Below are 22,072 nucleotides of genomic sequence, written 5' to 3' on the forward strand. Positions count from 1 at the left end.
AAAAAAGCAAGAAATGATGCGGCGATGTGGCCGCGAGGGGAAGAAAACGTGCGGCCTGACCCGTTACGCAGCAAAGCTATTCCCTCTGGTTTCGCCGGCACGGACGCGCCTTTGGGACGACGCGGCTTTCTCACGCTAGGCGCGGCGCTGACCGGCGGCCTCGCCCTTGGCGGCAAACCCGTCATCGCCGCCCCCGCGCAGGAGGCTCCGCCCGCCGACGCCCCCTGGTCGCAATCGATCGGCGCGGGCGTGGTCGACCGGCCCTACGGCCGGCCCGCGGATACCGAAGCCTCCGTGATCCGGCGCAACGTCCCCTGGCTCACCGCCAGCGCGGAATCTTCGGTGAGCTTTTCGCCGTTGCAGGACCTTCACGGCATCATCACCCCGAACGGACTGTTCTTCGAGCGCCACCATGCGGGACGGCCCGATGTCGATCCGGCGCAGCACAAGCTGATGATCCACGGGCTGGTCGAGCGCCCGCTGCTGCTCACCATGAAGGACATCCTGCGCTTCCCGTCCATATCGCGCATCCATTTCATCGAATGCCCGGCCAATGGCGGCATGAACTGGCGCGCCGCGCAGATGAACTCGCTGCAATTCAGCCACGGCATGGTCAGTTGCGCCGAATGGACCGGCGTCAGGCTGTCGACGCTGCTGGAGGAAGTGGGCGTCAAGAAAGAGGCGAATTGGGCGATGGTCGAAGGCGCCGACGGCGCGCATATGAACCGAAGCCTGCCGCTCGAGAAATGTCTGGACGATTGTCTCGTGGTCTACGCGCAGAACGGCGAGGCGCTGCGGCCCGAACAGGGCTATCCGCTGCGGCTGGTGGTGCCGGGCTGGGAAGGCAACGTCAACATCAAATGGCTGCGCAGGATCAAGCTCGGCGACAAGCCATGGCATTCGCGCGAGGAAACCTCGAAATACACCGACCTGATGCCCGACGGCACCTCGCGCGGCTTCACCTGGCTGATCGACGCCAAATCCGTCATTACTTTTCCCTGCCCGGAAAAGCCGCTCGACCGGCCCGGCCTCTATGAGATCAGGGGACTGGCCTGGACCGGTAACGGCAAGGTCAAGCGTGTCGACGTCTCGATGGACGGCGGCGTCAACTGGCAGAGCGCGCGGCTGCACGAGCCGGTGCTATCGAAGGCACTCACAAAGTTCACCCTGCCCTGGCGCTGGGACGGCCGTCCGGCGCTGGTCGCATCCCGCGTCATCGACGAAACCGGTTACGTGCAACCGACAATTGCGGAGCTGCGAAAGCAGCGCGGCTCGAACTCGGTCTATCACAACAATTCGATCCAGACCTGGCAGGTCAAATCAGACGGAAGCGTCTTCAATGTACAGCTCGCGTAAGATTTGCCTGCCGATCGTGGCCATCGTGCTTGCGGCCGGAAACCTCGCCGGCGCGGCCGAGCCCGGCTCGTTCGGTTACGGCACCGTGGCGAGCCCGGCGCAGATCGCGGGATGGGACATTGACGTGCGCGGCGAGGACGGTGCAGGCCTGCCGCCGGGCAAAGGCACGGTCGACAGGGGCGCCGACGTCTACGCCGAGCAATGCGCCGCCTGCCATGGAACCTTCGGCGAAGGCGAAGGCCGCTTCCCCAAGCTGGTGGGCGGCGTCGGATCGCTCCGGGACGAGCGCCCGGAGCCGACGGTCGGCAGCTACTGGCCGTTTGCCCCGACCCTATGGGACTATATTAACCGCGCCATGCCGATGCCCGCGCCGCACACATTGTCAGCGGATGACGTTTATGCTTTGACCGCCTATATTCTGAGCTTGAACGACCTCGTTCCCCATGAATTCGTTGCCGATCGCAACAGCTTGCCGAAAGTCAAAATGCGCAATCGCGACAATTTCATCTGGACCGACCCGCGCCCCGATACGATGGCAAAACCCTGCATGAACGCTTGCGTCAACGCCGCCGATGTCAGGATATCGTCGACGGCCGAAGGCAGGGACCTGACACCGCGCACGACCGGCCCGCTCGACACGATGCAACCGAAATAGAGACTACGGAAACGCCTGTGACCGATCATTTCAAGACGAAATCCGCAAAGCTCCCGGCGTTCACGCTGGCACTGGCGATCGGCGCTTTCGCTTCCACTGGCACCGCGCACGCCCAGTCCGCGGTGGACGAAGGCCGCAAGCTCGCCTTCGACCGCAGCAAGGGCAACTGCCTGACCTGTCATGTCATCAAGGGCGGCAATCTGCCCGGCACGATCGGGCCCGAGCTGATCGACATCAAGAGCAAATATCCCAAGCGCGAGGATCTCGTCGCCATTCTCAACGACGAAACCCTGCGTAATCCGCTGACCGTGATGCCTCCGTTCGGACGCAACCGGATCCTGACCGAAAAGGAAATCAACGCAGTGGTGGATTTCCTGCAGACGCTGTGACGCAAGACCAAGAGATTCAAGACCAAGAGATTTAAGGCTGTGACGTGCGCGCGCACGCTTTAGGAGACGATAGACATGACTGACGTCGGATTTTCGGCCACGCGGCGGCTGATCTTGCAGGGTGCAGGCGCGGTCGCGCTGTTCGGCCTCGGCAATCCACTCTTCGGCCTGACACCGGCGCTCGCCGCGGCCAACGACAAATATCCCGAGGATGCCTTCAAGGCGAAGAGCGAAGCCGATGCGATCAAGGCGCTCTACGGCAAGACGGCGGAGCCTTCAGACAAGGTCAAGATGGACGCGCCCGAAATCGCGGAGAACGGCGCAGTGGTTCCGATTTCGGTGACGACGACGCTTGCGGACGTGACCTCGATCTCGTTCCTGGTCAGCGAAAATCCGGTCGCGCTGGTGGCATCCTACAAGATTCCGGCAGGCACGCTTCCAAACGTTGCCAACCGCATCAAGATGGCGAGAACCAGCAACGTCATCGTGGTCGTGGAAGCCGGCGGCAAGCTCTACAGCGCCACCAAGGAAGTCAAGGTCACCGTCGGCGGTTGCGGCGGTTAAGGGAGAATTCAGATGGCATCGACCATTCGTGTGCGCGCCACTTCGAGCGGCGAGACCACCGAGGTGCAGGCACTGATCCAGCACCCGATGGATTCCGGCTTCGTCAAGGACGCCAAGGGTGAGATCATTCCGGCGCATTTCATCCAGCAACTCACCTTCGAACATGACGGCAAGAACGTGTTCGCCGCGGACTGGGGCGGCGGCGTCTCCAAGGACCCCTATGTCAAGTTCGCCTTCAAGGGGGCCAAGAAGGGCGACGAGCTGAAGATCAGTTGGGTCGACAACAAGGGCGCGACCGACACCGCCACGGCGAAGATCCAATGAAGCTGCGATCCGCGATCTATCTGGCGTCCGCAGCCGTTGCGCTCGCGGCGTTGACGCTTGTAAGCACGCTGCCCTCGGGCGCCGCCGACAAGGTCGATCCCGTCGCCGACGCCAAGGCGTTCCAGAAATTCTTCACCGACAAATTTCCCAAGGTCAAGTTCGAGGATTTCGTCAACGGCCCCTATTCGATGAACGAGGACCTGCACCGGCAGTGGCAGGAGAAGGAACAATTCCCGCCCTACGAGTTTTCGCTCGAAATGGGCAAGGAAATGTTTTCCAAGCCGTTCAAGAACGGCAAGACCTATGCGGATTGCTTCCCGAACGGCGGCATCGGCATCCGCCAGAACTACCCTTACTTCGACGAGAAGGAAGGCAAGGTCATTACGCTTGAACTGGCGCTGAACCGCTGCCGTGAGGCCAATGGCGAGCCGCCGTATTCCTATGTGAAGGACGAAATGGCGGCCTTGACTGCCTATATGGCCTTTACCTCGCGCGGCAAGCCGATGGACATCAAGATCCCGAACGATCCCCGCGCGCTGGAAGCCTACCAGAACGGCAAGGAATATTTCTACACGCGGCGCGGCCAGCTCAATTTCTCCTGCGCCACCTGCCATGTGCAAAGCCCGGGCGAGCGCATCCGTGCCGAAATCCTGGCGCCCGCGCTCGGCATCGTCAACGCGATGCCGATCTATCGCTCCGAGTGGAGCGGCATGGGCACCACCAGCCGGCGATTCACCACCTGCAACAGCCAGATCCGCGGCGTGCCGCTCAGCCCGCAGGACGATGAGTACCGCAACGTGGAATATTACTTGTCCTATGTCAGCAACGGGCTGCCGATATCGGGTCCGGGAGCGCGGCCATGAGGAACACGACGCTCACCTCCGCATTGATTCTGGGGCTGCTGGCGGCAGGCGCAACGACCGCGCTCGCCGCAGGATCCGAGGACGAATTCAAGGCCGCCTACGCCGCGGCCGAAACCGCCAACAAGGAAGCCGGCAAGCTGCGCAACCAGTGGACCACCACGGCGAACACGCTGGCGGCGGCGAAGAAGGCGGCCGAGGTCGGCGATTTCGATAAAGCTACCGCGTCCGCCAAGGAAGCCGAGGCCCTGGCCAAGGCTTCGATCTTCCAGGCCACCAGCGAGAAGACCCGCTGGAAGGACATGGAAATTCGCTAGAGCATGGTCCCGAAAAGTGGAAACCGGTTTTCTGCCAAGATCATGCTCAACAATTAAGAGTCTTTACGACGCGCGGAGACCCGCATGACCATCCGCCGCCGCGATTTCCTGACGTTAGCGGGCGCCGCCACCCTGTCCGGCAGCCTGCCGCGGCTCAGTGCGCATGCCGCCGATAACAATGCAGGCGTTTACGATCTCGAACGCTTCGGCAACGCGCGCATCCTGCACATCACCGATACCCATGCGCAGCTTCGGCCGGTGTTCTTCCGCGAGCCGAGCGTCAATCTCGGCGTCGGACCGATGCGGGGCAATCCGCCGCATCTGGTCGGACGCGCCTTCCTCGATCGCTTCGGCATCCGGCCCGACAGTGCCGACGCCTACGCTTTCACCTGCATCGAATTCGAGAAAGCTGCCGGGAGATTCGGCAAGCTCGGCGGCTTCGCGCATCTGAAGACATTGATCGACCGGATGCGCAGCGAGGCTGGATCGGGACGTTCGCTGCTGCTCGACGGCGGCGACCTATGGCAGGGTTCCGGCCTTTCCAACACGCTGCAGGGCGCCGACATGGTGGACGCGGCGAACCTGCTCGGCATCGAAGCCATGACCGGCCATTGGGAGTTCACCTACGGCGAAAAGGCGTTGCGCGCCAACCTCGAACGCTTCAAGGGCGAATTCCTGGCGCAGAACGTTTTTCTCACCGAGGAAGCCGCCTTCAACGATGCCAAGGCGTTCGATCCGGCGTCGGGACGCGTGTTCAAGCCGTCCGTCATCAAGGAGATCGGCGGGCACCGCATCGCCGTGATCGGTCAGGCGTTCCCTTACGTGCCGATCGCGCACCCCAAGCGCTTCACACCCGATTGGAAATTCGGCATTCGCGACGAGGAACTGCAAAAGCTCGTCGATACCCATCGCAACACCGACAAGGTCGATGCCGTCATTCTGCTGTCGCATAACGGCATGGATGTCGACCTCAAGCTCGCCAGCCGCGTCACCGGCATCGATGTCATTCTCGGCGGCCATACCCACGACGCCGTGCCGCAGCCGATTGCCGTAAACAATCCGGGCGGCGTCACGCTCGTCACCAATGCCGGCTCGAACGGCAAGTTTCTGGCGGTGCTCGATCTCGACATCGGCAAGGGCAAGGTCAGCAATGTGCGCTACCGGCTGCTGCCAGTGTTTTCGGAGTTGCTGAAGCCCGATCCGGCGATGCAGGCGCTGATCGACAAGGCCCGCGAGCCGCATGCGGCTGCCCTGAGCGAGAAGGTTGGGTCTGCCGATCGCCTGCTCTATCGCCGCGGCAATTTCAGCGGCAGCATGGACCAGTTGATCTGCGATGCGCTACGCGACGAACTGAACGCCGAGATCGCGCTGTCGCCGGGATTTCGCTGGGGCACCACCGCACTGGCAGGCCAGCCGCTGACGATGGAGGACGTGATGGCGCAGACCGCCGTCACTTATCCCGAGACCTACATCCAGACCATGACCGGCGGCCAGATCAAGGACGTGCTGGAAGACATCTGCGACAATCTCTTCAACACCGATCCCTATTACCAACAGGGCGGCGACATGGTCCGCGTCGGCGGCCTCGCCTACACCTGCACGCCGGCCGAATCCGTGGGCAAGCGGATTTCCGATCTGAAGCTCGACAGCGGCCACGCGCTGCAAGCCGGCAAGCGCTACAAGGTGGCGGGCTGGGCCTCGGTCAACGAACAGAGCGGCGCGCCGGTCTGGGATGTCGTCGCCAGACATCTGCAGTCGGGCAAGCCGCCCAACAGGGCCGCGCCGGGCGTCACGCTGAAAGGCGTTGAAGATAATCCGGGCATTGCAGGACAGGGATGAACGGTTTTTCGACCATCATTCGCGCCATGCTGGCGGCAGCGCTGATCGCAGTCGCCACGTCCGATGCTCGCACCCAGCAGGTGCCGCTGCAGGACAAGCCGTTTGCCGAGCACAAGATCGTGCTGCAGCTCTCCGACAATGACCCGCGGAAACAGGGCCTCGTGCTCAGCGTCGCCAGCAACCTGATGAAGCATTACGATCCCGACAAGGTCGCGATCGAGGTCGTGGCGTTCGGTCCCGGCATCGATCTGCTGCGCCCGGAAAACCCCAACCGCAAGATGGTCGAGAGCCTGGCGGCGCAGGGCGCGCGTTTCGATATCTGCCTCAACACCGTCGATACGCTCGAACGTGAAGCGGGCAAGCGGCCGGAGTTCATCGCCGCGGCAACGCCGGTGCAGGTCGGCGTGGCGCAGATTCTGTTTCTGACCGAGAACGGGTATACGCTGGTGCGACCGTGAGGACGCGGGATTTCAATTCTGCCTGATGCCACCATCGTACCGTCAGGCGTGGTACAATCGATGGGAATTGCAGGAGCAGGGCCGGAGCAACGTCCGGCCCCAGGGTCATTTCCGATCCGTCATCTCAGGAATAAGCGCAATTGCGCTTATTCCGAAGGCGCTCGCGTAGCGAGCCCCGAAGGATAGACGGCCGGGCTGTCGCCCTTCGAGACGGTCGCGTTGCGGTCTCTTCAGGGTGACGGGAGCTAGTCTAGGGAAATCAGCCATGATCTTTCGTCAACTCTTCGACAGCGTTTCAGGCACCTATAGCTATCTGCTGGCCAGTCGCGCCGGCGGCGAGGCGTTGATCCTCGACCCCGTGCTGGAGAAAGCCGACCGCTACTGCCAGCTCCTGCGCGAACTCGATCTGCGGCTGGTGAAGGCGGTCGACACCCATCTGCACGCCGACCACGTCACCGGCCTCGGTGAACTGCGCGACCGCACCCAGTGCATCACCATCATGGGCGAGCAGAGCAAGGCCGACGTGGTGTCGATGCGGGTCTCCGATGGCGACAAGGTGATGGTCGAGGGCCTGAGCCTCGACGTCATGTACACGCCTGGCCACACCGATGACTCCTACTCTTATCTGATGGGCGACCGCGTCTTCACAGGCGATACGCTGCTGATCCGCGGCACCGGCCGCACCGATTTCCAGAACGGCTCTTCGCGCGCGCAGTACGAATCGATCTTCAACCGGCTGCTGAAACTGCCGGATGAAACCATGGTATTCCCCGCCCACGACTACAAGGGCGACACGGTTTCCACCATCGGCGAGGAGCGGCGTTACAATCCGCGGCTGCAGGTGCGCTCGGTCGATGAATATATCGAGCTGATGGCCAATCTGAAGCTGCCGAACCCGAAGATGATGGACGTCGCGGTGCCCGCCAACATGCATGTCGGCCTGCACCAGGAAGAGCTTGCCAAACAGGGGCTCGCGCTCTCCGCGCGCGACGCCATCAACAGCCTCGGCCGGCCCGACATCCTGCTGGTCGATCTGCGCGAAACCAGCGAGCGCGCCAAGCACGGCACGATCTCGGGCGCGCTGCATGCGCCCTACCCCGGTATCGCCGAGAGCCTCAAGCCGGGCGGCATGCTGCGCGAAGTCGCCGCCGCCACCGGCCGCCGCGTGGTGTTCTTCTGCGCCTTCGGCGAACGTTCCGCGATGGCGGTGACCGCCGCGAAGCGCGCAGGGCTAGCCAACACCGCGCACATCGAAGGCGGTATCGATGCGTGGAAGAAGGTCGGCGGACCGGTGGTGATGGGGTGAGAAGTCCGTAGGGTGGGCAAAGGCGCGCTTGCGCCGTGCCCACCATCTATCAACACATTCGCTCTGGATGGTGGGCACGCTTCGCTTTGCCACCCTACGAAACTACGAATTTACTTCCCCACCCGCTTCACTTCCGCCGCCAGCGCATCCAGCGCATCCGCCAGCATGACGCCGCCGCACTCGGTCAGCCGTTCCGGAATCACGATGCGCTTTTCCGGCGGATAGAAGCGCTCCAACGCCGGGTGCAACAGAAATGCCTGGCCGTCGTCCTTCGCAGTGTCGCCGGCCTGCGAAACCACGATGAAGTCCGGCCGCAAGTTGACAATCGCCTCCAGCGAGGCGAATCCACCGAACGCAAAACCGAGATCGCCGGCCGCGCTGCGCAAGCCAATTTCGCCGAGCAGCGAACCGACAAAACTGTCGCTGCCCGCCACCCAACCACGCCGCGACAATGGCAGCACGCGATAGTGCTGTTCCGAGACCGCGCGGCGGGCGCGCGCCAGCGCCGCATCAAGCCGCGCGATTTCCGCGGCTGCGCGATCGGGATGTCCGGTGATATCGCCGGCCTCGCGGATCTGCTGCCGCGCTTCGTCGAGGGTTCGCGGCACGGCAAGCTCGGCAAGATGAAGTCCCTTGGCCTTCAACAGCTCCCGCGTCGATCGCTTGTCGAACGCACTTGCGACGACAATGTCGGGTCTGATCAGCAGAACGTCCTCGGCACCTCCGGACAAAACCGGATACCGGCTGATGTCGGCCGCCTGCGATTGCCACCCGTCCCGCGAAAACCGACTCAATCCCAGAATCTGTTCGGGATCGGCCAGCGTCAGCAGCAATTGGTCGGTGCAGACATTCATCGATACCAGGCGCGGCAGATTGGTTGCAAGCGCAGCGCCGCCCGGCAATGCGAGCGTCATCATCGCGACCAGAAATGCCAGCCGTCGTCGCATCAGATATCCGCCCAGGGGACGATGACGGCCTCGCGCTGGAATTCCGCGCGATAGGCCGAGATCCGGAACACATCGGCCATCACCTGCTCGGACAGCGCCACGGCCGGCGCGCCCTGCGACACCAGCCGGCCTTCGCGCAGCACCAGCACATGGTCGGCGAACCGCGCTGCGAGTCCCAGATCATGCGTCACGACAATGACGAGCACGCCCTTGTCGGCGGTCGCGCGCAAATTCTTCATGACGTCGATCTGGTGCCGAGGGTCGAGCGAGGCGGTCGGCTCGTCGGCCAGGATGACCGGCGCCTCCACCGCCAGCGCGCGGGCCAGCGCGACGCGGCTGCGCTCGCCGCCGGACAATTCCGTGACGCGGCGATCGCTGAACGCCATCACATCGACCGCCTGCATCGCGCGCAAAACCGCCTCCGCATCCCGAGGCGACAGCCGCGCCGGATCGGTGGCGCCGTGCGGGTAGCGGCCGAGCGCCACGATATCGCGGGCCGGTAGCGGCCAGTGCACGACATGGCCTTGCGGCAAATAGCCGAAGCGTTTTGCGCGCTCGCGCAGCGGCAGCGAAGCCAGCGCCTGGCTGCCGATTTCGATCTCGCCCTCGGACGGGATCAATCCCGCCAGCGCCCGCAACAGCGTGGTCTTGCCGGCGCCGTTCGGCCCGACCAGCGCCACCAGATGTCCCGGCGAGAGCGTCAGCGAAACGTCTTTCAGCACGACGCGACCGGCGAGCCGCACGCAGAGTCCCGTTGCGGTCAGCAGCGCCGCATCGCTCATGCGACACCTCCGCCGAGCGCGCGGCGTTCGCGCATGATCAGGTAGAGGAAGAACGGCACGCCGATGATCGAGGTCAGCACGCCGACCTTGATGTCGGAGGTCGAGGGAATGATGCGCACCGCGATGTCGGCCGCCAGCAGCAGCGCCGAGCCGGCGAGCGCGCTTGGCACCAATAGCCGACCCGGATCATGCCCGATCAGCGGCCGCATCAGATGCGGCGCGACCAGGCCTATGAACCCGATGGTGCCGGTGACGGCGACCGCGCCACCGACACCGAGCGCCACGCCCGAAATCACGAACAGCCGCAAACGTCCGACATCGACGCCGAGGCTTTGCGCGGTTTCTTCGCCGAGACTCAGCGCGCGAAACGCATGGCGCTGGCTGAACAGCATGATCGCGCCGGCGATGATGAACGGCAGCGCCAGCATCACGTGCTGAAAGCTGCGGTCCTCCAGCGAGCCGAGCAGCCAGAACGCGATCTCCAGGACCACAAAGGGGTTGCTAGAGAGGTTCATCACCAGCGCGGTGGCAGCCCCGGCAAAACTCGAAATCGCCAAGCCCGACAGGATGAGGATCAGCAGCCCGGCATTGCGGCCAGCGATGGTCAGCAGCACGAATACTGAAGCGAACGCCGCGATGATCGCCGCCACCGGCAGGGCATAGGAGCGCACATCGGCCAGCCCCAGCGCGATCACCAGCACCGCGCCGAACGCGGCGGATTGCGGCGCACCGAACAGCGAGGGCGAAGCCAGTGGGTTGCGCAGCAGGCCCTGCAGCGACGCGCCCGACAGCCCGAGAATGGCGCCGATCGCCAGCGCCAGCAGCGTCCGCGGCAGGCGGATCTCCCGCACAATCACCTGTGCCACGTCGCTGCCGCCGCCGAACAGCGCTTCCGCCGCCGCAAGCGGCGACAGCCGCACCGGGCCAATACCCAGCGAGATCAGCACCAGCAGCACAACGAGGGCGGCAAGCATTGTGGTCACGCCGATCCTCCGGCGCGCGGCATCCTCGTTGGTCACGGCAACGGTCTCAACACTCATCGATCGTCCTAAAGCAGTTTTACCCGCCCCGGTACAGGAGTTCAGGCAAGGAGCAGGCAGCGTGCTCATGCGGCAAAAATAGCGCACTCGTCCAGTGAGGAATGCTGTGGGCGCCCAAGGCGGATTGACTCGGACTTTGACAAACTTCTACCATAGTTCCGACGGTTCCCGCTTTGGGGATCAAAAGGGAATGCGGTGCGGGGAATCTCCCCAATTCCGCGGCTGCCCCCGCAACTGTAAGCGGCGAATCCTTCGTCATAGGCCACTGGGAATCTCGGTCCTGGGAAGGCGACGAAGGGTAACGACCCGCGAGCCAGGAGACCTGCCGTCAGCCGTGGTCACACGCGAAGATGTCGGTCGGGGAGTACAGGCATTAGCTTCACCTAAGCTGCTCAAAGCACATGGTGAGACTTGGTTCGCTGTGACGTGCCACTGACGTCATACCGAGGCTCTAACTATGTCTTCCACGCTAGCCACAACCATACAGCGGCGTCGCGCCATTCTGTTGGCTTCGACTTTTCTCATACCGGCTCTCTTGCTGGGCGTCTCTGCAGCGCATGCACAGCAAACCACATCGTCGGATGAGTTGCCGCCGATCGAGGTCAATCCGCCCGGCGACGCGAACCGGACCCGAGCCAAACCCGCCACCGACCAGACCTCGACCTCGCGCCGCATCGTGCCTCGCACATCTTCGAGGCCCGACCCCAACGCTGTTCCAGCGCCCGGCCCGGCGGCGGACTCGTTCTCGACCGGCGTAGGCGCTGTCCGGCAATTCAACGGCATCGTCGGCGCATCGACCGCGGTCATAACAGCGCAGGATATCGCGCGTTCGCCGGCCTACACCGTACAGGAAATCATCGCTCAGACACCGGGCGTGCAGCTAACGACCCTGTTTGGCGGCGTTAATGGCGCAAGGACCAGTGTCGACCTCCGTGGCTTCGGTGCGTTCGCCTCCTCCAATACCCTGCTCCTCATCAATGGACGCAGGGTCAATGACGTCGATATGCAAGGCGTGGATTTCTCGACCATTCCGCGCGATTCGATCGAGCGCATCGAAATCACCCGCGGCAACAGCGGCGCGGTACTGTACGGCGACAACGCCATCGGCGGCGTCATCAACATCGTCCTGAAGAACGGCGTCGGCGGCCCGCCCGTCGCGATCCGCGCCGAAGCCGGCGTCGGATCGTTCAACCAGCGGCAGGCCTCTGTTTCGGCCGCGACCAATTACGGACCGTGGTCGACGTCGTTCTACGGCAACGGCATCAAGTCCGACGGCTATCGGGTCAACAACGCCCTCGACCAGCGCAACGGCGTCGGCAATTTGAATTACACCACGCCCGGTCTCACCGCGTTCCTGACGCTCTCGGGCGACGATCAGAAGCTGGGTCTTCCCGGCGGCCGCACGGTTGATCCGGCGACCGGCCTGAACCAGCTCGTCACCGACCGCCGCGGCACCAATACCCCGTTCGACTACGCCAACCAGCAAGGCGCCAACGCCACTGCCGGCTTCACCAAGACCCTGACGAACGGCGTTGACCTCATCGTCGATGGCGGCGTGCGGGACAAGAAGCAGCAGGCCGGATTCTTCGGCCTGTTGCCAACGATCCCGTTCAACTATGTCGACAGCCATCTGCAGACGTGGTCGATCACGCCGCGCTTGAGCATCAAGAACGTGATCTTCGGAATGCCTTCGACCATCCTGACCGGCGTTGATTATTATGACGCGACCTATCACTCAGAGCGTCCGGTCGCCAAAGGCATGATTCCCATTCACACCTACGATTTGTCGCAGCAAACGCTCGCCGGGTACTTTCAGCAAACCATCGGACTGTTACCGACGACAGATTTTTCATACGGCGGCCGCCTTCAACGGACCACCCTGAAAGCCCGGGACATCCTTCAGAACGATCCGAACTGCGCGATTTTCTTCACGTGCAGCGCCCAGAACCTCCCGCTTGACAGCGAGGAAGGCCAATACGCACTGCATATCGGCGTCGAGCATCGCTTCAACAACGTCTTTTCGGTATTCGGTCGCGCCGCGCGCGCGTTCCGCACGCCGAACGTCGATGAAAGGCTCTCCTCGGGTCCCGCCTTCGATCCCTTCTTCAACGCGCTTCCCGGTGACTTCAGGCTGAAGACCCAGACCTCTCATGACATCGAGGGCGGCGTTCGCATCAAGTCTGGACCGCTCGAAGTTCAATCGAGCATCTACAACATGGACCTTGAGAACGAACTTCATTTCAACCCGGTACAGCGCTTCAACGTCAATCTCGACCCGACCCGCCGCTATGGCTCGGAAACCAGCGCGTCGTTTCGTGTCAGCGATACCGTGCAGTTGCGCGGCGGCATGGCCTATACCCGTGCGGTGTTCCGCGAAGGCCCGTTTGCCGGCAACGACGTTCCGCTGGTGTCCCGCTACACCGGCAGCGCCGGCGTCAGTTGGAACATCTGGCAGAACTATCTCGTCGCCGACGCCACCGTGCGTGCCTGGAGCGAGCGCTTCATGGACAACGACCAGGCCAATATTCAACGCTTGATTCCAGCGAGTGCAACGGTCGATTTCAAGCTGAGCGGCGCGTACGAGCGCTTCTTCTGGTCAATCTCCGTCAACAATATTCTCAATGCGCAGTACTACGACTACGCCGTCGAGAGCCTGTTCACGCCCGGCCGCTTCTCGGCCTATCCGCTGCCCGGACGGACCTACATGGTGAAGGCCGGCGCGACGTTCTGACCGCAATAGCCGGCTCGGCGCCACGGCGCACCGGCTTGTCCTGACCTGACGAGACGGTATTCTCCTTCGGGCGATTGCCCGGGAGAATGCTTTTTCATGCTGAACCGCTTCCGTTCCGCGCCAACCGCCATGGCCGGATCAGCGTCCGCATTGCGTTGCGGCAGATGAAGGCCGAAGGACATGCGTCAGCGGCGCTGGGCGCCTGGCTTGCCAGCTTCGATCAAGCCAGCCCCGAGCTGGACGAGGATGACGCGGCCTTTCATCCTGATGGCTGATTTCGCAAGAAAGTGCGCCTTTTTCGACCGAAAATAACGTCCTCTGCGCCCCGATCCGTGGTAAACCGGCCACAGACCGCCCGACGATATCAGTCGTGATTTCAGAGGTATAAGATGGACGATGAGCCGAAGAGCGCTGCCGAGCTGAAGGAAATTCGGCTAAAGCGTAAGCGCGACCAGGAAGTCGAGGGCATCAAGGCGATGGCCGAGATCGCGGCCGCCGATATCGCGATCCGGAAGCGGACAGAGAAGCTGCGCGCGCTCCGTCTGGCGAAGGAAGCGGCCGACCGCGAAAACCCGCCGGAACCTGTGGCCAGAAGCAAGACCAAGACCAGGACCGCGAAAAGAGGCTGACCTGACATGACGAAAGAGGATCGCGATCGGGCCCAGGCGCGTATCGACAAGGCGACAAAGGCGGCCCAGGACGCAAGGTCCGGCAAGGCCGAACGCGACGCCGCGGCCAAGGCCGTGCTCGACAATATGGCGAAGCTGAAGGCGTTGCGGCTCGCGCGCGAGGCAGCCGAGCCACAACGTGCGCCGGCCGCAAGGGCCGCAAAGAAGGCGCCCGCCGGCACCAAACGGCCAGCCGAGAAATCGGTGGCCCTGTCCGAGTGGCTGGCTAGCCAGCAGAACGGCGGACGGCGAACCTGAGGCCGGATTTACCGGTGTCATCATGCCCGGCAAAAGCGCGAAGCGCGTCTTCGCGCTAAACGACCCGGGAAAGTTAAGTCAGATATCCGCAGCGTTATGCCGGACCTGGCCAGTCGATCAGCGACCGCGTCTTGTTCTCGGCGTCGTAGACCTGCACCTGAAGCATCTGGAATCGATTCTTCAGGGCCATGCCGGCCTCTTCGGCCGCCTCGACCGTCTCGTGATGCGATTTGAAATGACCGTCCACCACCAGCGAGTAACCGGTGGTCGGCGCCTTGTCGGCTCGGATCATTTTTCGCGGCTGCGGTTCGTCCGCCGCGATGCGGGGCTTCTTCATGCTTACTCCGTGTGAACGCCCCTTGGACTGAACGCCGCAAAAAGGGCAGGAAAATTGGTGTGGCCAGCGTTAAGATGCCGGCCAAGCGCAACAGGATTGAGGTCATGCCGTTACTCCGAATCGGCATGCAGAGCAAACGCCGATTCAGCCGGCGAAAAAGGCATCACATGGGCGGAACTGGCAGAAAGAGCGAGCCTCCGAAAAAACCCGACGACAAATCGAAAAAGCCGGAACGTGCGCCGGTCGAGGATGACGACTACGAGGACGGCGATATCGCCACGCCGAAGCGCGACCGCCACGGCAATGACGACGAGCCGTTGTAGCGCGGCAAGCAAAGGTGTCATCGCCCGCCAACGGGTCGCGCGAATGCGCGCCCGATGACGGGCTCCGGCGGTCGATCCAGTACGCCGAGGCCTTTCCGTACAACATCGGCACCGCGGAATACTGGATCGCCCGGTCAAGGCCGGGCGATGACGATCTATGTTTGGCCAAACCCCTCCTCCTCAATCGTCCGGATACTCCCGAGATCGAGCAGATGCGCACCAAAGCCGCCACGCGCGAGTTTGACCGCTGATTTCGGCGAGGCCAGCAGCCATGCCGCCGTCACCGCAAGCGGAACGGCGCAGATCCAGTCCGACCGCACCGGCGTGAGTTCTTCGGTGCTCCCGGCATAAGGTCCGCTGTGCGCAAACAGGCGCACGCATTCCCTGGCGATGTCGCGCCGCGTACCACAGCGCGCGCTGCATCCGAGCAGCGCCTGCATCGCCAGGTGCGTGAGCACGCCCTCGCGTCCCTCGGGCGATGCTGCCGGCGCCTCGCCCAGCGATATCAGAAGCAGGAGCCCGACCAGATCGACGCCGGCACGATATGCGTTGACGGGCTCGACCAGGCGCGGATTGCAATCGATCAGCAGTGGCGCGCCGCCGCCATCGGGCATGATGTAGTCGATCGACAGCGCACCGTGCCAATCGAGCGCTTGTCCGACCTTTTCGAGATGAGCGCGAACGGCAGGCCGCCTCACGCTCTGCTTGATCGCCTCGCCGCCGCCCACGCCAGGCATGACCTGCCGATAGGCATGAAAGCCGACCATTCGGCCACGGCAAAACACCGACTGCGCCTTCTCGGTCGTACCGGCGATAAGGTCCTGCACCAGCACCTCACCAGCGAACGCGTCGCCGGCGCCGAGATCGTGCAGCGCGCCTTCGAGATCGGCGGCATTGCGAATGAACCAGATGCCGCGGCTCGCGGTGCCGATCGACGTCTTGATGACAGAGGGAAAGCGCACAGCTTCACGCAATGGCTGCGACGATCTCACAATCTGCGTCAGCGGTTGCGGCAGTCGCAGCCGGTCGAGCAGCCGGCTGAAGCCGGCCTTGCTGTGCGCCGTGCGATAGCTCGCAAAACTCGGCAGCGCGATACCGGCACGGCCTTCGATGCGCTGCTTCGCCCGGGCAAACAAAAATCCCTGCTCATGCGTCGGCAGCAGCACGTCGAATTTCGCCTCAGCCAATCGCTGCTCGATGAAGGCCAGATAACCGGTGGGGTCATCACGCAGTCCAGGGCAGCGATGAAATTTTCGGACGAAGCCCGAGAACCGCGAAAGGCACCATGGCGAGGGATCGCAGACTTCGATCTCATGACCCGAAAGACCCAGAATCGTAATCGCCTCCCGGGCCGAGGTGGAGGAACCTTCGGAGACGAGCACCCGGAGCGGTTTTGCGGGATCAGGCATGTCGGATCATTGCCGAGCCGGACCGCCTTTGTCTCCCGATTTTATGATGCCTTTGGCGTGTCCCTGCCCTCCGCCGGGGCAGCCATGCAGCGGCATTCATGGACAAATAACGGCTGGACGATAATTTCACCACCGCCCTGCCGGGCCGTAAATGACACGGGATTTTGAACTGACATGGTCGACATTCTGGCCGCACCGCAACAAGCCAAAGCGGACACTTCGCTGCGTACGCTGGCTGCGATTTCGGCCGCCCATTGGGTCAGCCACTTCCATCTCTTCGTGCTGCCGATGCTGTTTCCGTTCCTTAAGGAACAGCTCGGCGTCGGTTATATCGAGCTCGGTTTCGCGTTGACCGTGTTCGGCGTCGTCTCGGGCCTGACGCAAGCCCCGATCGGCTATCTCGCCGACCATATCGGCGCGCGAAAAGTGCTGCTGATCGGCCTCACCGCAGGCGGCCTCGCGCTGATCATGCTCGGCCTGCATTTGAGCTACGCCTCGCTGATCGTCTGCGCCGCGCTGCTCGGGCTCGCCAACAGCGTCTATCATCCGTGCGACTATGCGATCCTGTCGACGCATATGGACGAAGCGCGGATGGGCCGCGCGTTTTCGGTCCACACTTTTGCGGGCTTCCTCGGCGGCGCGGTGGCACCCGCGATCATGGCTGCACTGGTGGCAACTGTCGGCGGTCTCGGCGCGCTGATCGTGGCCGGCGCCGTCGGCCCTGCTGTGGCGCTGCTGTTGATCGCGGTCAGAATTCCGGATGCGAGTTCGGCCGATCGCAAGACCGATGGCGCGCCGGTACCGCAGCAGAGCATCGTGACGCCTGCCATCATCGTGCTGACGATTTTCTTCATGCTGCTCGGCCTGTCGAATGCCGGCATCAGCAATTTCGGTGTCGTCGCGCTGATGAGCGGCTATGGCGTGACATTCTCGGCCGCCAATATCGCGCTGACCGCCTTTCTCGGCGCCAGCGCGGCCGGCGTGCTGGCCGGCGGCTATCTCGCCGACCGCACGAAACGCCACGGCAACGTCGCCGCCGCATGCTTTGCGATCAACGCCGTTATCATATCAATCATTGCGACGATCAACCTGCCGTCGGCCGTGCTGACCGCCGCGATGGGGCTGGCCGGATTCCTCGGCGGCGTCATCGCGCCGTCGCGCGACATGCTGGTGCGCAACGCCGCACCGGCAGGCGCGGCCGGCCGCGCGTTCGGCATCGTCTCGACCGGCTTCAATTTCAGCGGCATTCTCAGCCCGCTATTGTTCGGCTGGATCATGGACCAGAGCCTGCCGCATTGGGTGTTCGGCGCATCCGTTGCCTTCATGGTGCTGACGGTCCTGCTGGCGCTGGTGACCGACCGCAAGCCGGCGGAACCCGCTCGGGCCTAACTACCTGCCGATGCATTCCTGAGCCTCATCCCCGGCGGTTGACTGTGCGGGGGCACGTTGGATGATGCGCCAACAAAAACCAGAACCGGGATGGAAGCCATGACCTCGACCCCCGACCTCGTGATCCGTGGCGGCACCGTTGCCGATGGCAAGGGCGGCGAATTGTTCGAAGCCGATGTGGCGATCTCCGGCGGTCGCATCACCGAAGTCGGCAAGGTGGCAGCAAAGGGCAACGAAGAGATCGACGCCAAAGGCAAACTGGTCGCGCCCGGCTTTGTCGACGTCCACACCCATTATGATGGCCAGGTCACCTGGAGCCAGGATATCACGCCTTCGTCGCAGAACGGCGTCACGACAGCGATCATGGGTAATTGCGGCGTCGGCTTCGCGCCCTGCCGTCCGGCCGACCATGTCCGGCTGATCCAGTTGATGGAAGGCGTCGAGGACATCTCCGAGCCGGTACTGAGCGCCGGCATTCCCTGGGCCTGGGAAAGCTTTCCGGATTACATGGAGTGGCTGTCGAAGCGAAGCTTTGACATGGATATCGGCGCGCAACTGCCGCACGCAGCACTGCGCGTCTATGTGATGGGCGAACGCGGCGCGCGGCGTGATCCGTCGACACCAGAAGACAACAAGGCGATGGCGGCACTGGCTGCCGATGCGGTGCGATCCGGCGCGCTCGGCTTTTCGACGTCGCGCACATTGAATCATCGCACATCGACCGGCGATTTCACGCCGACTCTAAAGGCCGGCGAGGACGAACTGACCGCGATCGCGGCAGCGATGCACGCGCAAGGCCGCAGCGTCTTTCAGTTCGTGCTCGATCTCTCCGGCATCGACGAAGACCTGCCGATGATGCTGCGGGTGGCGGAAAACACCAATATCCCGGTATCGTTCTCGATCACGCAGAACGACAAGGCGCCGCAGCGCTGGCGCCAGACGCTGGATACGATCCGCGACGCTTCGGCGCGTGGCCTGTCGATCACCGCGCAGATCGCCGCCCGCCCGGTCGGGCTGATGCTCGGTCTGGAATTGTCACGCAATCCGTTCCAGACCCATCCGAGCTACCAGGCGATCGCGCATCTGCCGCTCACCGAGCGGCTCGCGCGGCTGCGCCGGCCGGAAGTGCGTAAAGCCATTCTGAGCGAGCATGCCACCGCGACCGACGACCCACTGTTCTTCCGGCCGAATTACGACAAGATGTACCTGCTCGGAAACCCGCCGGATTACGAACAGCCGCCGGAAAACACGCTCGGCGCGCAGGCCCGCCGCCAGGGCAAACAGCCGGAAGAACTCGCCTATGATGCGATGCTGACGGACGAAGGCCGCGGCATGCTCTACGTGCCGTTCCTCAATTATGCCGACGGCAATCTCGATGCGACGCGCGAGATGCTGCGTGATCCCAATGCCGTGCCGGGCCTCTCCGACGGCGGCGCGCATTGCGGCATCATCTGCGACGCCAGCTTCCCGACCTATCTCCTGACGCACTGGACGCGCGACCGCAGCCGCGGCGAAAAATTGTCGATCCCGTTCGTGGTGGCGGCGCAGTCGCGCAAGACCGCGCTCTCGGTCGGCCTCTACGACCGCGGCGTCATCGCCCCAGGCTTCAAGGCCGACGTCAACGTCATCGACTATGACCGGCTGCATCTGCATCCGCCGAAGGTTCACTACGACCTGCCGGTCGGCGGCCGCCGCCTGATGCAGCAGGTCGACGGCTACGAGGCCACCATCGTCTCCGGCGTGGTGACGCAGCGCGGCGGCAAGGCCACCGCTGCACGCCCAGGCAGACTGGTGCGCGGCGCGCAGGGGACCAAGCCGCAATTCGACGCGGCGGCGAGTTAAGGGAGCGCGAAAGTAGCCCGGGTGCAGCGAAGCGTAACCCGGGAATCTTGCAGGCGGATCGACCGCCCCGGATTGCGCGGAGCCTGTCATCGGGCGCGCATTCGCGCGACCCGTTGGCTCCATCGGGCTACGAAACTCTGCAGGTTTATGCGGGTCGGAGCATCGAGAGCCGCAGATCCGATCCCACCGGCATCAGCTCGTAGGGCGGTTTCCAGCCCGGCAACGCCGCGAGGCGCTCGCGCCAGGCATGGAGCGCCGGAAAATCCGCCGTGATGTCGAAGCCGGTCTCCTCCTTGGGGTAATAGACATATCCCGCCAGGGAAAAATCCACGATGGTGGGCTTGTCGCCGAGCATGAAGGCGCGATCGGCGAGGTGCTTTTCAGCGATCGCAAAGCTCGCCTCGGTACGCGAGCGCAGGAACGACAGGATGGCCGGATGCACCGGCTCGGGCATGAATGACCTCTGAAACCGGTGCATCGCATGGTTGTTCGTGAACTTGTGATTATCGAACATGATCCAGCGCAAGGCCTCGTATCGCTGGTCGGTGCTGGGCGCAAACTTGCCGGTAGTTTCCGCGAGCCAGATCAGGATCGCGCCCGACTGCGACATAAGCTGCCCGTCGACTTCGAGCACCGGGACCTCGCCCATGGCGTTCGTAGTTGCCCGCCAGCCCGGATCGCGGGTCTGGCCGCCAGCAAAATCCACCCCTACCGGCTCCCAGTCGAGGCCGGCGCAATTCATATAGAGCGCCAGCTTGTAGGAGTTTCCGGAGGCGCCAATGCAATGGAGCTTGTATCGGGCCATTCCGCTCACGCGAACTTCGGCTGCACGGTCGCCTGGGCCATCAGCCTCTTGCGCTCCGTGTTCGGCCAGAGCAGCAACAGCCCGAGCAGGCCCGACGCCGCCATGATCACGGCGTTGATGGTGAAGCCGGTCATGTAACCGTCGAGCGGCACCACGGCGTTCTGGATCACGACGCCCATCACGGAAGGGGCAATCATGCCCGCCAGCGTATAGATCGCCCCATAGATCGCGAGCACAGCGCCACGCTGCTGTACCGGCGTGAATTCGCCGAGCATCGGCGGGCAGACCACATAGATCGAGCCGCAGAGCCCGGAGCCGACCACGAGGAACGCGATCTGCAGCCCGGCGCCGTCGACATGCGGCATCACCGTGAGGATCAGCCCGCCGATGATCAGCGGCACCGAACCGAGCACGCCGCGCGCACCCCGCGTCGTGAAGCCGCGCGCCAGCATCACCTGCGAGATCCATCCCGTCAGCAGCACGATGGTGGCGCCGAACACCCAGGGCAGCACCGAAACCCAGCCCGCATCCTTTTGCGAAAAGCCGAGCCCCTTGACGATGAACGGCGTGAACCAGGTCAACCCGAGCGACAGCGCCCAATAGGCGCCGAAAGTCGCCGCACAGCAGCCGATGAACGTTCGCGAGGTCAGAAGCTGCAAATAGGGTACGCGCGGGTCGGCTGCTGCCGCCGCGACCGTCTGCACCAGCGGCCCTTCCTTGCCCATCACCAGCCACGCCACCGCCCACATCAGGCCGACCAGGCCGAGTGCACCGAAGGCGTAGTGCCAGCTATGATTGACGATGATCCAGTTCAGCGCCGGCACCGCGAGGATCACGCCGAATGCGGAGCCCTGCGAAAGAATGGCGGTGGGCAGCGTTCGCTTCTCGTCGGGAAACCATTTGTAGACTGCATGCGCCGCCACCGCAAACGCCGGCCCCTCGCCGGCGCCGAGGATGATGCGGCAGATCACGAGCGTGGTGAAACCGACGGTGCCGACCATCGGAAACTGCGCCACCGACCAGATCACCGCCATCGCCAGCAGCACCCAGCGGGTGTCGACGCGGTTGACGATGAAGCCGACGACGATGGCCGAGATCGAAAACAGGATGAAGAACGAAGAGCCGAGGAAGCCGAACTGTTCCGGCGAGAGCTTCAGCTCGTCCATGATCGGGGCGCCGGCGAGGCCGACCACGATCTTGTCGGCAAAGTTCACCAGCATGAACAGGAACAGTAGGAAAGTGACTTTCCATGCGCCCTTGGGCGTCGCCTTGAACGTCCCCTCGGGCGTCTGTTGCGCGGTCATGGCTGGTTTCCCCGTTTAATCTTTGCAGGCTCTGTAAGATCGGCCGGTTCCGATGGTACAAGGGGGATCGCGCGCAAGGCAACCCGGATTTTTCCGCAGATGCCCGCTCCGCAACTGCCGGCTGCTGTGGCAGGCGTGTGCCACAACCGGATCACGATCACGTCGCGGC

The 22,072-nt window shown here is 63.5% G+C and carries 24 protein-coding genes and 1 riboswitch; of the genes, 17 read left to right on the forward strand and 7 right to left on the reverse strand.

Translation table 11 applies throughout. From position 1 onward, the window contains the following. Window positions 1-24: 24 nt before the first annotated feature. The 10 genes from soxC (at window position 25) to V1288_RS08730 (ending at window position 8,068) form a co-directional block, all read left to right on the forward strand. The gene (soxC, locus tag V1288_RS08685) at window positions 25-1,356 is read left to right on the forward strand and encodes a sulfite dehydrogenase (protein WP_442893930.1); all 1,332 of its coding nucleotides are present in this window, start codon (window positions 25-27) and stop codon (window positions 1,354-1,356) included. Continuing rightward, the gene (locus tag V1288_RS08690; protein ID WP_334356650.1) at window positions 1,340-2,011 is read left to right on the forward strand and encodes a c-type cytochrome; all 672 of its coding nucleotides are present in this window, start codon (window positions 1,340-1,342) and stop codon (window positions 2,009-2,011) included. The genes soxC and V1288_RS08690 overlap by 17 nt, the downstream gene beginning before the upstream one ends. A gap of 65 nt (window positions 2,012-2,076) precedes the next feature. After that, on the forward strand, window positions 2,077-2,400 hold the full coding sequence (soxX, locus tag V1288_RS08695) for a sulfur oxidation c-type cytochrome SoxX (RefSeq protein ID WP_334361253.1): 324 nt from the start codon (window positions 2,077-2,079) through the stop codon (window positions 2,398-2,400). A 75-nt stretch (window positions 2,401-2,475) separates the two neighbouring features. Beyond that, window positions 2,476-2,964: a thiosulfate oxidation carrier protein SoxY gene (gene soxY / locus V1288_RS08700; protein WP_334356651.1), complete on the forward strand. Its 489-nt coding sequence runs from the start codon at window positions 2,476-2,478 to the stop codon at window positions 2,962-2,964. A 12-nt stretch (window positions 2,965-2,976) separates the two neighbouring features. Next, entirely contained in the window at window positions 2,977-3,288 is a 312-nt protein-coding gene (gene soxZ / locus V1288_RS08705) for a thiosulfate oxidation carrier complex protein SoxZ (protein ID WP_334356652.1), read from the forward strand. Continuing rightward, window positions 3,285-4,151, forward strand: coding sequence for a sulfur oxidation c-type cytochrome SoxA (gene soxA, locus V1288_RS08710; RefSeq protein ID WP_334356653.1), 867 nt, complete (start codon window positions 3,285-3,287; stop codon window positions 4,149-4,151). Before soxZ ends, soxA begins: the two co-directional genes overlap by 4 nt. After that, window positions 4,148-4,465 (forward strand): hypothetical protein, encoded by a 318-nt coding sequence (locus V1288_RS08715; protein ID WP_334356654.1) that lies wholly within the window; start codon window positions 4,148-4,150, stop codon window positions 4,463-4,465. Before soxA ends, V1288_RS08715 begins: the two co-directional genes overlap by 4 nt. Before the next feature lie 84 nt (window positions 4,466-4,549). Continuing rightward, window positions 4,550-6,304, forward strand: coding sequence for a thiosulfohydrolase SoxB (gene soxB, locus V1288_RS08720; RefSeq protein WP_334356655.1), 1,755 nt, complete (start codon window positions 4,550-4,552; stop codon window positions 6,302-6,304). Further along, window positions 6,301-6,762, forward strand: coding sequence for a DsrE family protein (locus V1288_RS08725; protein WP_442893931.1), 462 nt, complete (start codon window positions 6,301-6,303; stop codon window positions 6,760-6,762). Before soxB ends, V1288_RS08725 begins: the two co-directional genes overlap by 4 nt. Before the next feature lie 265 nt (window positions 6,763-7,027). Continuing rightward, complete coding sequence (locus V1288_RS08730) at window positions 7,028-8,068, forward strand: MBL fold metallo-hydrolase (RefSeq protein WP_334356656.1); 1,041 nt, start codon at window positions 7,028-7,030, stop codon at window positions 8,066-8,068. A gap of 110 nt (window positions 8,069-8,178) precedes the next feature. Here the strand turns inward: V1288_RS08730 and V1288_RS08735 are convergent, their stop codons facing one another. Genes V1288_RS08735 through V1288_RS08745 form a run of 3 tightly spaced genes read right to left on the reverse strand, consistent with a single transcriptional unit; the run spans window position 8,179 to window position 10,837 of the window. Beyond that, window positions 8,179-9,015 carry an ABC transporter substrate-binding protein gene (locus V1288_RS08735; RefSeq protein WP_334356657.1) on the reverse strand — a complete coding sequence of 279 codons (837 nt, stop codon included), beginning with the start codon at window positions 9,013-9,015 and terminating at the stop codon, window positions 8,179-8,181. Next, window positions 9,015-9,797 (reverse strand): ABC transporter ATP-binding protein, encoded by a 783-nt coding sequence (locus V1288_RS08740; RefSeq protein ID WP_334356658.1) that lies wholly within the window; start codon window positions 9,795-9,797, stop codon window positions 9,015-9,017. Before V1288_RS08740 ends, V1288_RS08735 begins: the two co-directional genes overlap by 1 nt. Continuing rightward, the gene (locus tag V1288_RS08745; protein WP_334356659.1) at window positions 9,794-10,837 is read right to left on the reverse strand and encodes a FecCD family ABC transporter permease; all 1,044 of its coding nucleotides are present in this window, start codon (window positions 10,835-10,837) and stop codon (window positions 9,794-9,796) included. The genes V1288_RS08740 and V1288_RS08745 overlap by 4 nt, the downstream gene beginning before the upstream one ends. Window positions 10,838-10,982: 145 nt before the next feature. Then, a riboswitch (cobalamin riboswitch) is annotated at window positions 10,983-11,181 on the forward strand. Between the two features lie 113 nt (window positions 11,182-11,294). Between V1288_RS08745 and V1288_RS08750 the strand changes: the two genes are divergently transcribed. The 4 genes from V1288_RS08750 (at window position 11,295) to V1288_RS08765 (ending at window position 14,494) form a co-directional block, all read left to right on the forward strand. Further along, a complete protein-coding gene (locus V1288_RS08750) occupies window positions 11,295-13,568 on the forward strand; it encodes a TonB-dependent receptor (RefSeq protein WP_334356660.1) in 2,274 nt (757 codons plus the stop codon). 86 nt (window positions 13,569-13,654) lie between these two features. Continuing rightward, window positions 13,655-13,843 carry a hypothetical protein gene (locus V1288_RS08755; protein ID WP_334356661.1) on the forward strand — a complete coding sequence of 63 codons (189 nt, stop codon included), beginning with the start codon at window positions 13,655-13,657 and terminating at the stop codon, window positions 13,841-13,843. Window positions 13,844-13,957: 114 nt separating this feature from the next. Further along, the gene (locus tag V1288_RS08760; protein WP_334356662.1) at window positions 13,958-14,197 is read left to right on the forward strand and encodes a transcriptional regulator; all 240 of its coding nucleotides are present in this window, start codon (window positions 13,958-13,960) and stop codon (window positions 14,195-14,197) included. 6 nt (window positions 14,198-14,203) lie between these two features. Then, a complete protein-coding gene (locus V1288_RS08765) occupies window positions 14,204-14,494 on the forward strand; it encodes a hypothetical protein (RefSeq protein WP_334356663.1) in 291 nt (96 codons plus the stop codon). A 94-nt stretch (window positions 14,495-14,588) separates the two neighbouring features. Here V1288_RS08765 and V1288_RS08770 read toward each other — a convergent pair whose 3' ends face one another. Beyond that, window positions 14,589-14,831 (reverse strand): hypothetical protein, encoded by a 243-nt coding sequence (locus V1288_RS08770; protein ID WP_247833125.1) that lies wholly within the window; start codon window positions 14,829-14,831, stop codon window positions 14,589-14,591. 74 nt (window positions 14,832-14,905) lie between these two features. Here V1288_RS08770 and V1288_RS08775 point away from each other — a divergent pair, with 74 nt between their 5' ends. Next, window positions 14,906-15,154 carry a hypothetical protein gene (locus tag V1288_RS08775; protein ID WP_334361476.1) on the forward strand — a complete coding sequence of 83 codons (249 nt, stop codon included), beginning with the start codon at window positions 14,906-14,908 and terminating at the stop codon, window positions 15,152-15,154. Between the two features lie 155 nt (window positions 15,155-15,309). Here V1288_RS08775 and V1288_RS08780 read toward each other — a convergent pair whose 3' ends face one another. After that, entirely contained in the window at window positions 15,310-16,563 is a 1,254-nt protein-coding gene (locus V1288_RS08780; protein ID WP_334356664.1) for a hypothetical protein, read from the reverse strand. A gap of 174 nt (window positions 16,564-16,737) precedes the next feature. Here V1288_RS08780 and V1288_RS08785 point away from each other — a divergent pair, with 174 nt between their 5' ends. Together V1288_RS08785 and V1288_RS08790 are read left to right on the forward strand one after the other, a co-directional pair. Continuing rightward, window positions 16,738-17,952: an MFS transporter gene (locus V1288_RS08785; RefSeq protein ID WP_334356665.1), complete on the forward strand. Its 1,215-nt coding sequence runs from the start codon at window positions 16,738-16,740 to the stop codon at window positions 17,950-17,952. A 99-nt stretch (window positions 17,953-18,051) separates the two neighbouring features. Beyond that, window positions 18,052-19,794, forward strand: a complete 1,743-nt coding sequence (locus V1288_RS08790) for an N-acyl-D-amino-acid deacylase family protein (RefSeq protein WP_334356666.1) — start codon at window positions 18,052-18,054, stop codon at window positions 19,792-19,794. 145 nt (window positions 19,795-19,939) lie between these two features. Here V1288_RS08790 and V1288_RS08795 read toward each other — a convergent pair whose 3' ends face one another. Then, window positions 19,940-20,599 (reverse strand): glutathione S-transferase family protein, encoded by a 660-nt coding sequence (locus V1288_RS08795; protein ID WP_334356667.1) that lies wholly within the window; start codon window positions 20,597-20,599, stop codon window positions 19,940-19,942. 5 nt (window positions 20,600-20,604) lie between these two features. Then, window positions 20,605-21,903 carry an MFS transporter gene (locus tag V1288_RS08800; protein WP_334356668.1) on the reverse strand — a complete coding sequence of 433 codons (1,299 nt, stop codon included), beginning with the start codon at window positions 21,901-21,903 and terminating at the stop codon, window positions 20,605-20,607. Window positions 21,904-22,072 lie beyond the last annotated feature (169 nt).

It is taken from the genome of Bradyrhizobium sp. AZCC 2176 (assembly GCF_036924645.1).
GTDB lineage: Bacteria > Pseudomonadota > Alphaproteobacteria > Rhizobiales > Xanthobacteraceae > Bradyrhizobium.

Bases quoted from the DNA above. Each gene is read 5' to 3' on its own strand.
- soxC (WP_442893930.1), top strand. From the start codon at position 25: ATGTGGCCGCGAGGGGAAGAAAACGTGCGGCCTGACCCGTTACGCAGC.
- V1288_RS08690 (WP_334356650.1), top strand. From the start codon at position 1,340: ATGTACAGCTCGCGTAAGATTTGCCTGCCGATCGTGGCCATCGTGCTT.
- soxY (WP_334356651.1), top strand. From the start codon at position 2,476: ATGACTGACGTCGGATTTTCGGCCACGCGGCGGCTGATCTTGCAGGGT.
- soxZ (WP_334356652.1), top strand. From the start codon at position 2,977: ATGGCATCGACCATTCGTGTGCGCGCCACTTCGAGCGGCGAGACCACC.
- soxA (WP_334356653.1), top strand. From the start codon at position 3,285: ATGAAGCTGCGATCCGCGATCTATCTGGCGTCCGCAGCCGTTGCGCTC.
- V1288_RS08715 (WP_334356654.1), top strand. From the start codon at position 4,148: ATGAGGAACACGACGCTCACCTCCGCATTGATTCTGGGGCTGCTGGCG.
- soxB (WP_334356655.1), top strand. From the start codon at position 4,550: ATGACCATCCGCCGCCGCGATTTCCTGACGTTAGCGGGCGCCGCCACC.
- V1288_RS08725 (WP_442893931.1), top strand. From the start codon at position 6,301: ATGAACGGTTTTTCGACCATCATTCGCGCCATGCTGGCGGCAGCGCTG.
- V1288_RS08730 (WP_334356656.1), top strand. From the start codon at position 7,028: ATGATCTTTCGTCAACTCTTCGACAGCGTTTCAGGCACCTATAGCTAT.
- V1288_RS08735 (WP_334356657.1), bottom strand. From the start codon at position 9,015: ATGCGACGACGGCTGGCATTTCTGGTCGCGATGATGACGCTCGCATTG.
- V1288_RS08740 (WP_334356658.1), bottom strand. From the start codon at position 9,797: ATGAGCGATGCGGCGCTGCTGACCGCAACGGGACTCTGCGTGCGGCTC.
- V1288_RS08745 (WP_334356659.1), bottom strand. From the start codon at position 10,837: ATGAGTGTTGAGACCGTTGCCGTGACCAACGAGGATGCCGCGCGCCGG.
- V1288_RS08750 (WP_334356660.1), top strand. From the start codon at position 11,295: ATGTCTTCCACGCTAGCCACAACCATACAGCGGCGTCGCGCCATTCTG.
- V1288_RS08755 (WP_334356661.1), top strand. From the start codon at position 13,655: ATGCTTTTTCATGCTGAACCGCTTCCGTTCCGCGCCAACCGCCATGGC.
- V1288_RS08760 (WP_334356662.1), top strand. From the start codon at position 13,958: ATGGACGATGAGCCGAAGAGCGCTGCCGAGCTGAAGGAAATTCGGCTA.
- V1288_RS08765 (WP_334356663.1), top strand. From the start codon at position 14,204: ATGACGAAAGAGGATCGCGATCGGGCCCAGGCGCGTATCGACAAGGCG.
- V1288_RS08770 (WP_247833125.1), bottom strand. From the start codon at position 14,831: ATGAAGAAGCCCCGCATCGCGGCGGACGAACCGCAGCCGCGAAAAATG.
- V1288_RS08775 (WP_334361476.1), top strand. From the start codon at position 14,906: ATGCCGGCCAAGCGCAACAGGATTGAGGTCATGCCGTTACTCCGAATC.
- V1288_RS08780 (WP_334356664.1), bottom strand. From the start codon at position 16,563: ATGCCTGATCCCGCAAAACCGCTCCGGGTGCTCGTCTCCGAAGGTTCC.
- V1288_RS08785 (WP_334356665.1), top strand. From the start codon at position 16,738: ATGGTCGACATTCTGGCCGCACCGCAACAAGCCAAAGCGGACACTTCG.
- V1288_RS08790 (WP_334356666.1), top strand. From the start codon at position 18,052: ATGACCTCGACCCCCGACCTCGTGATCCGTGGCGGCACCGTTGCCGAT.
- V1288_RS08795 (WP_334356667.1), bottom strand. From the start codon at position 20,599: ATGGCCCGATACAAGCTCCATTGCATTGGCGCCTCCGGAAACTCCTAC.
- V1288_RS08800 (WP_334356668.1), bottom strand. From the start codon at position 21,903: ATGACCGCGCAACAGACGCCCGAGGGGACGTTCAAGGCGACGCCCAAG.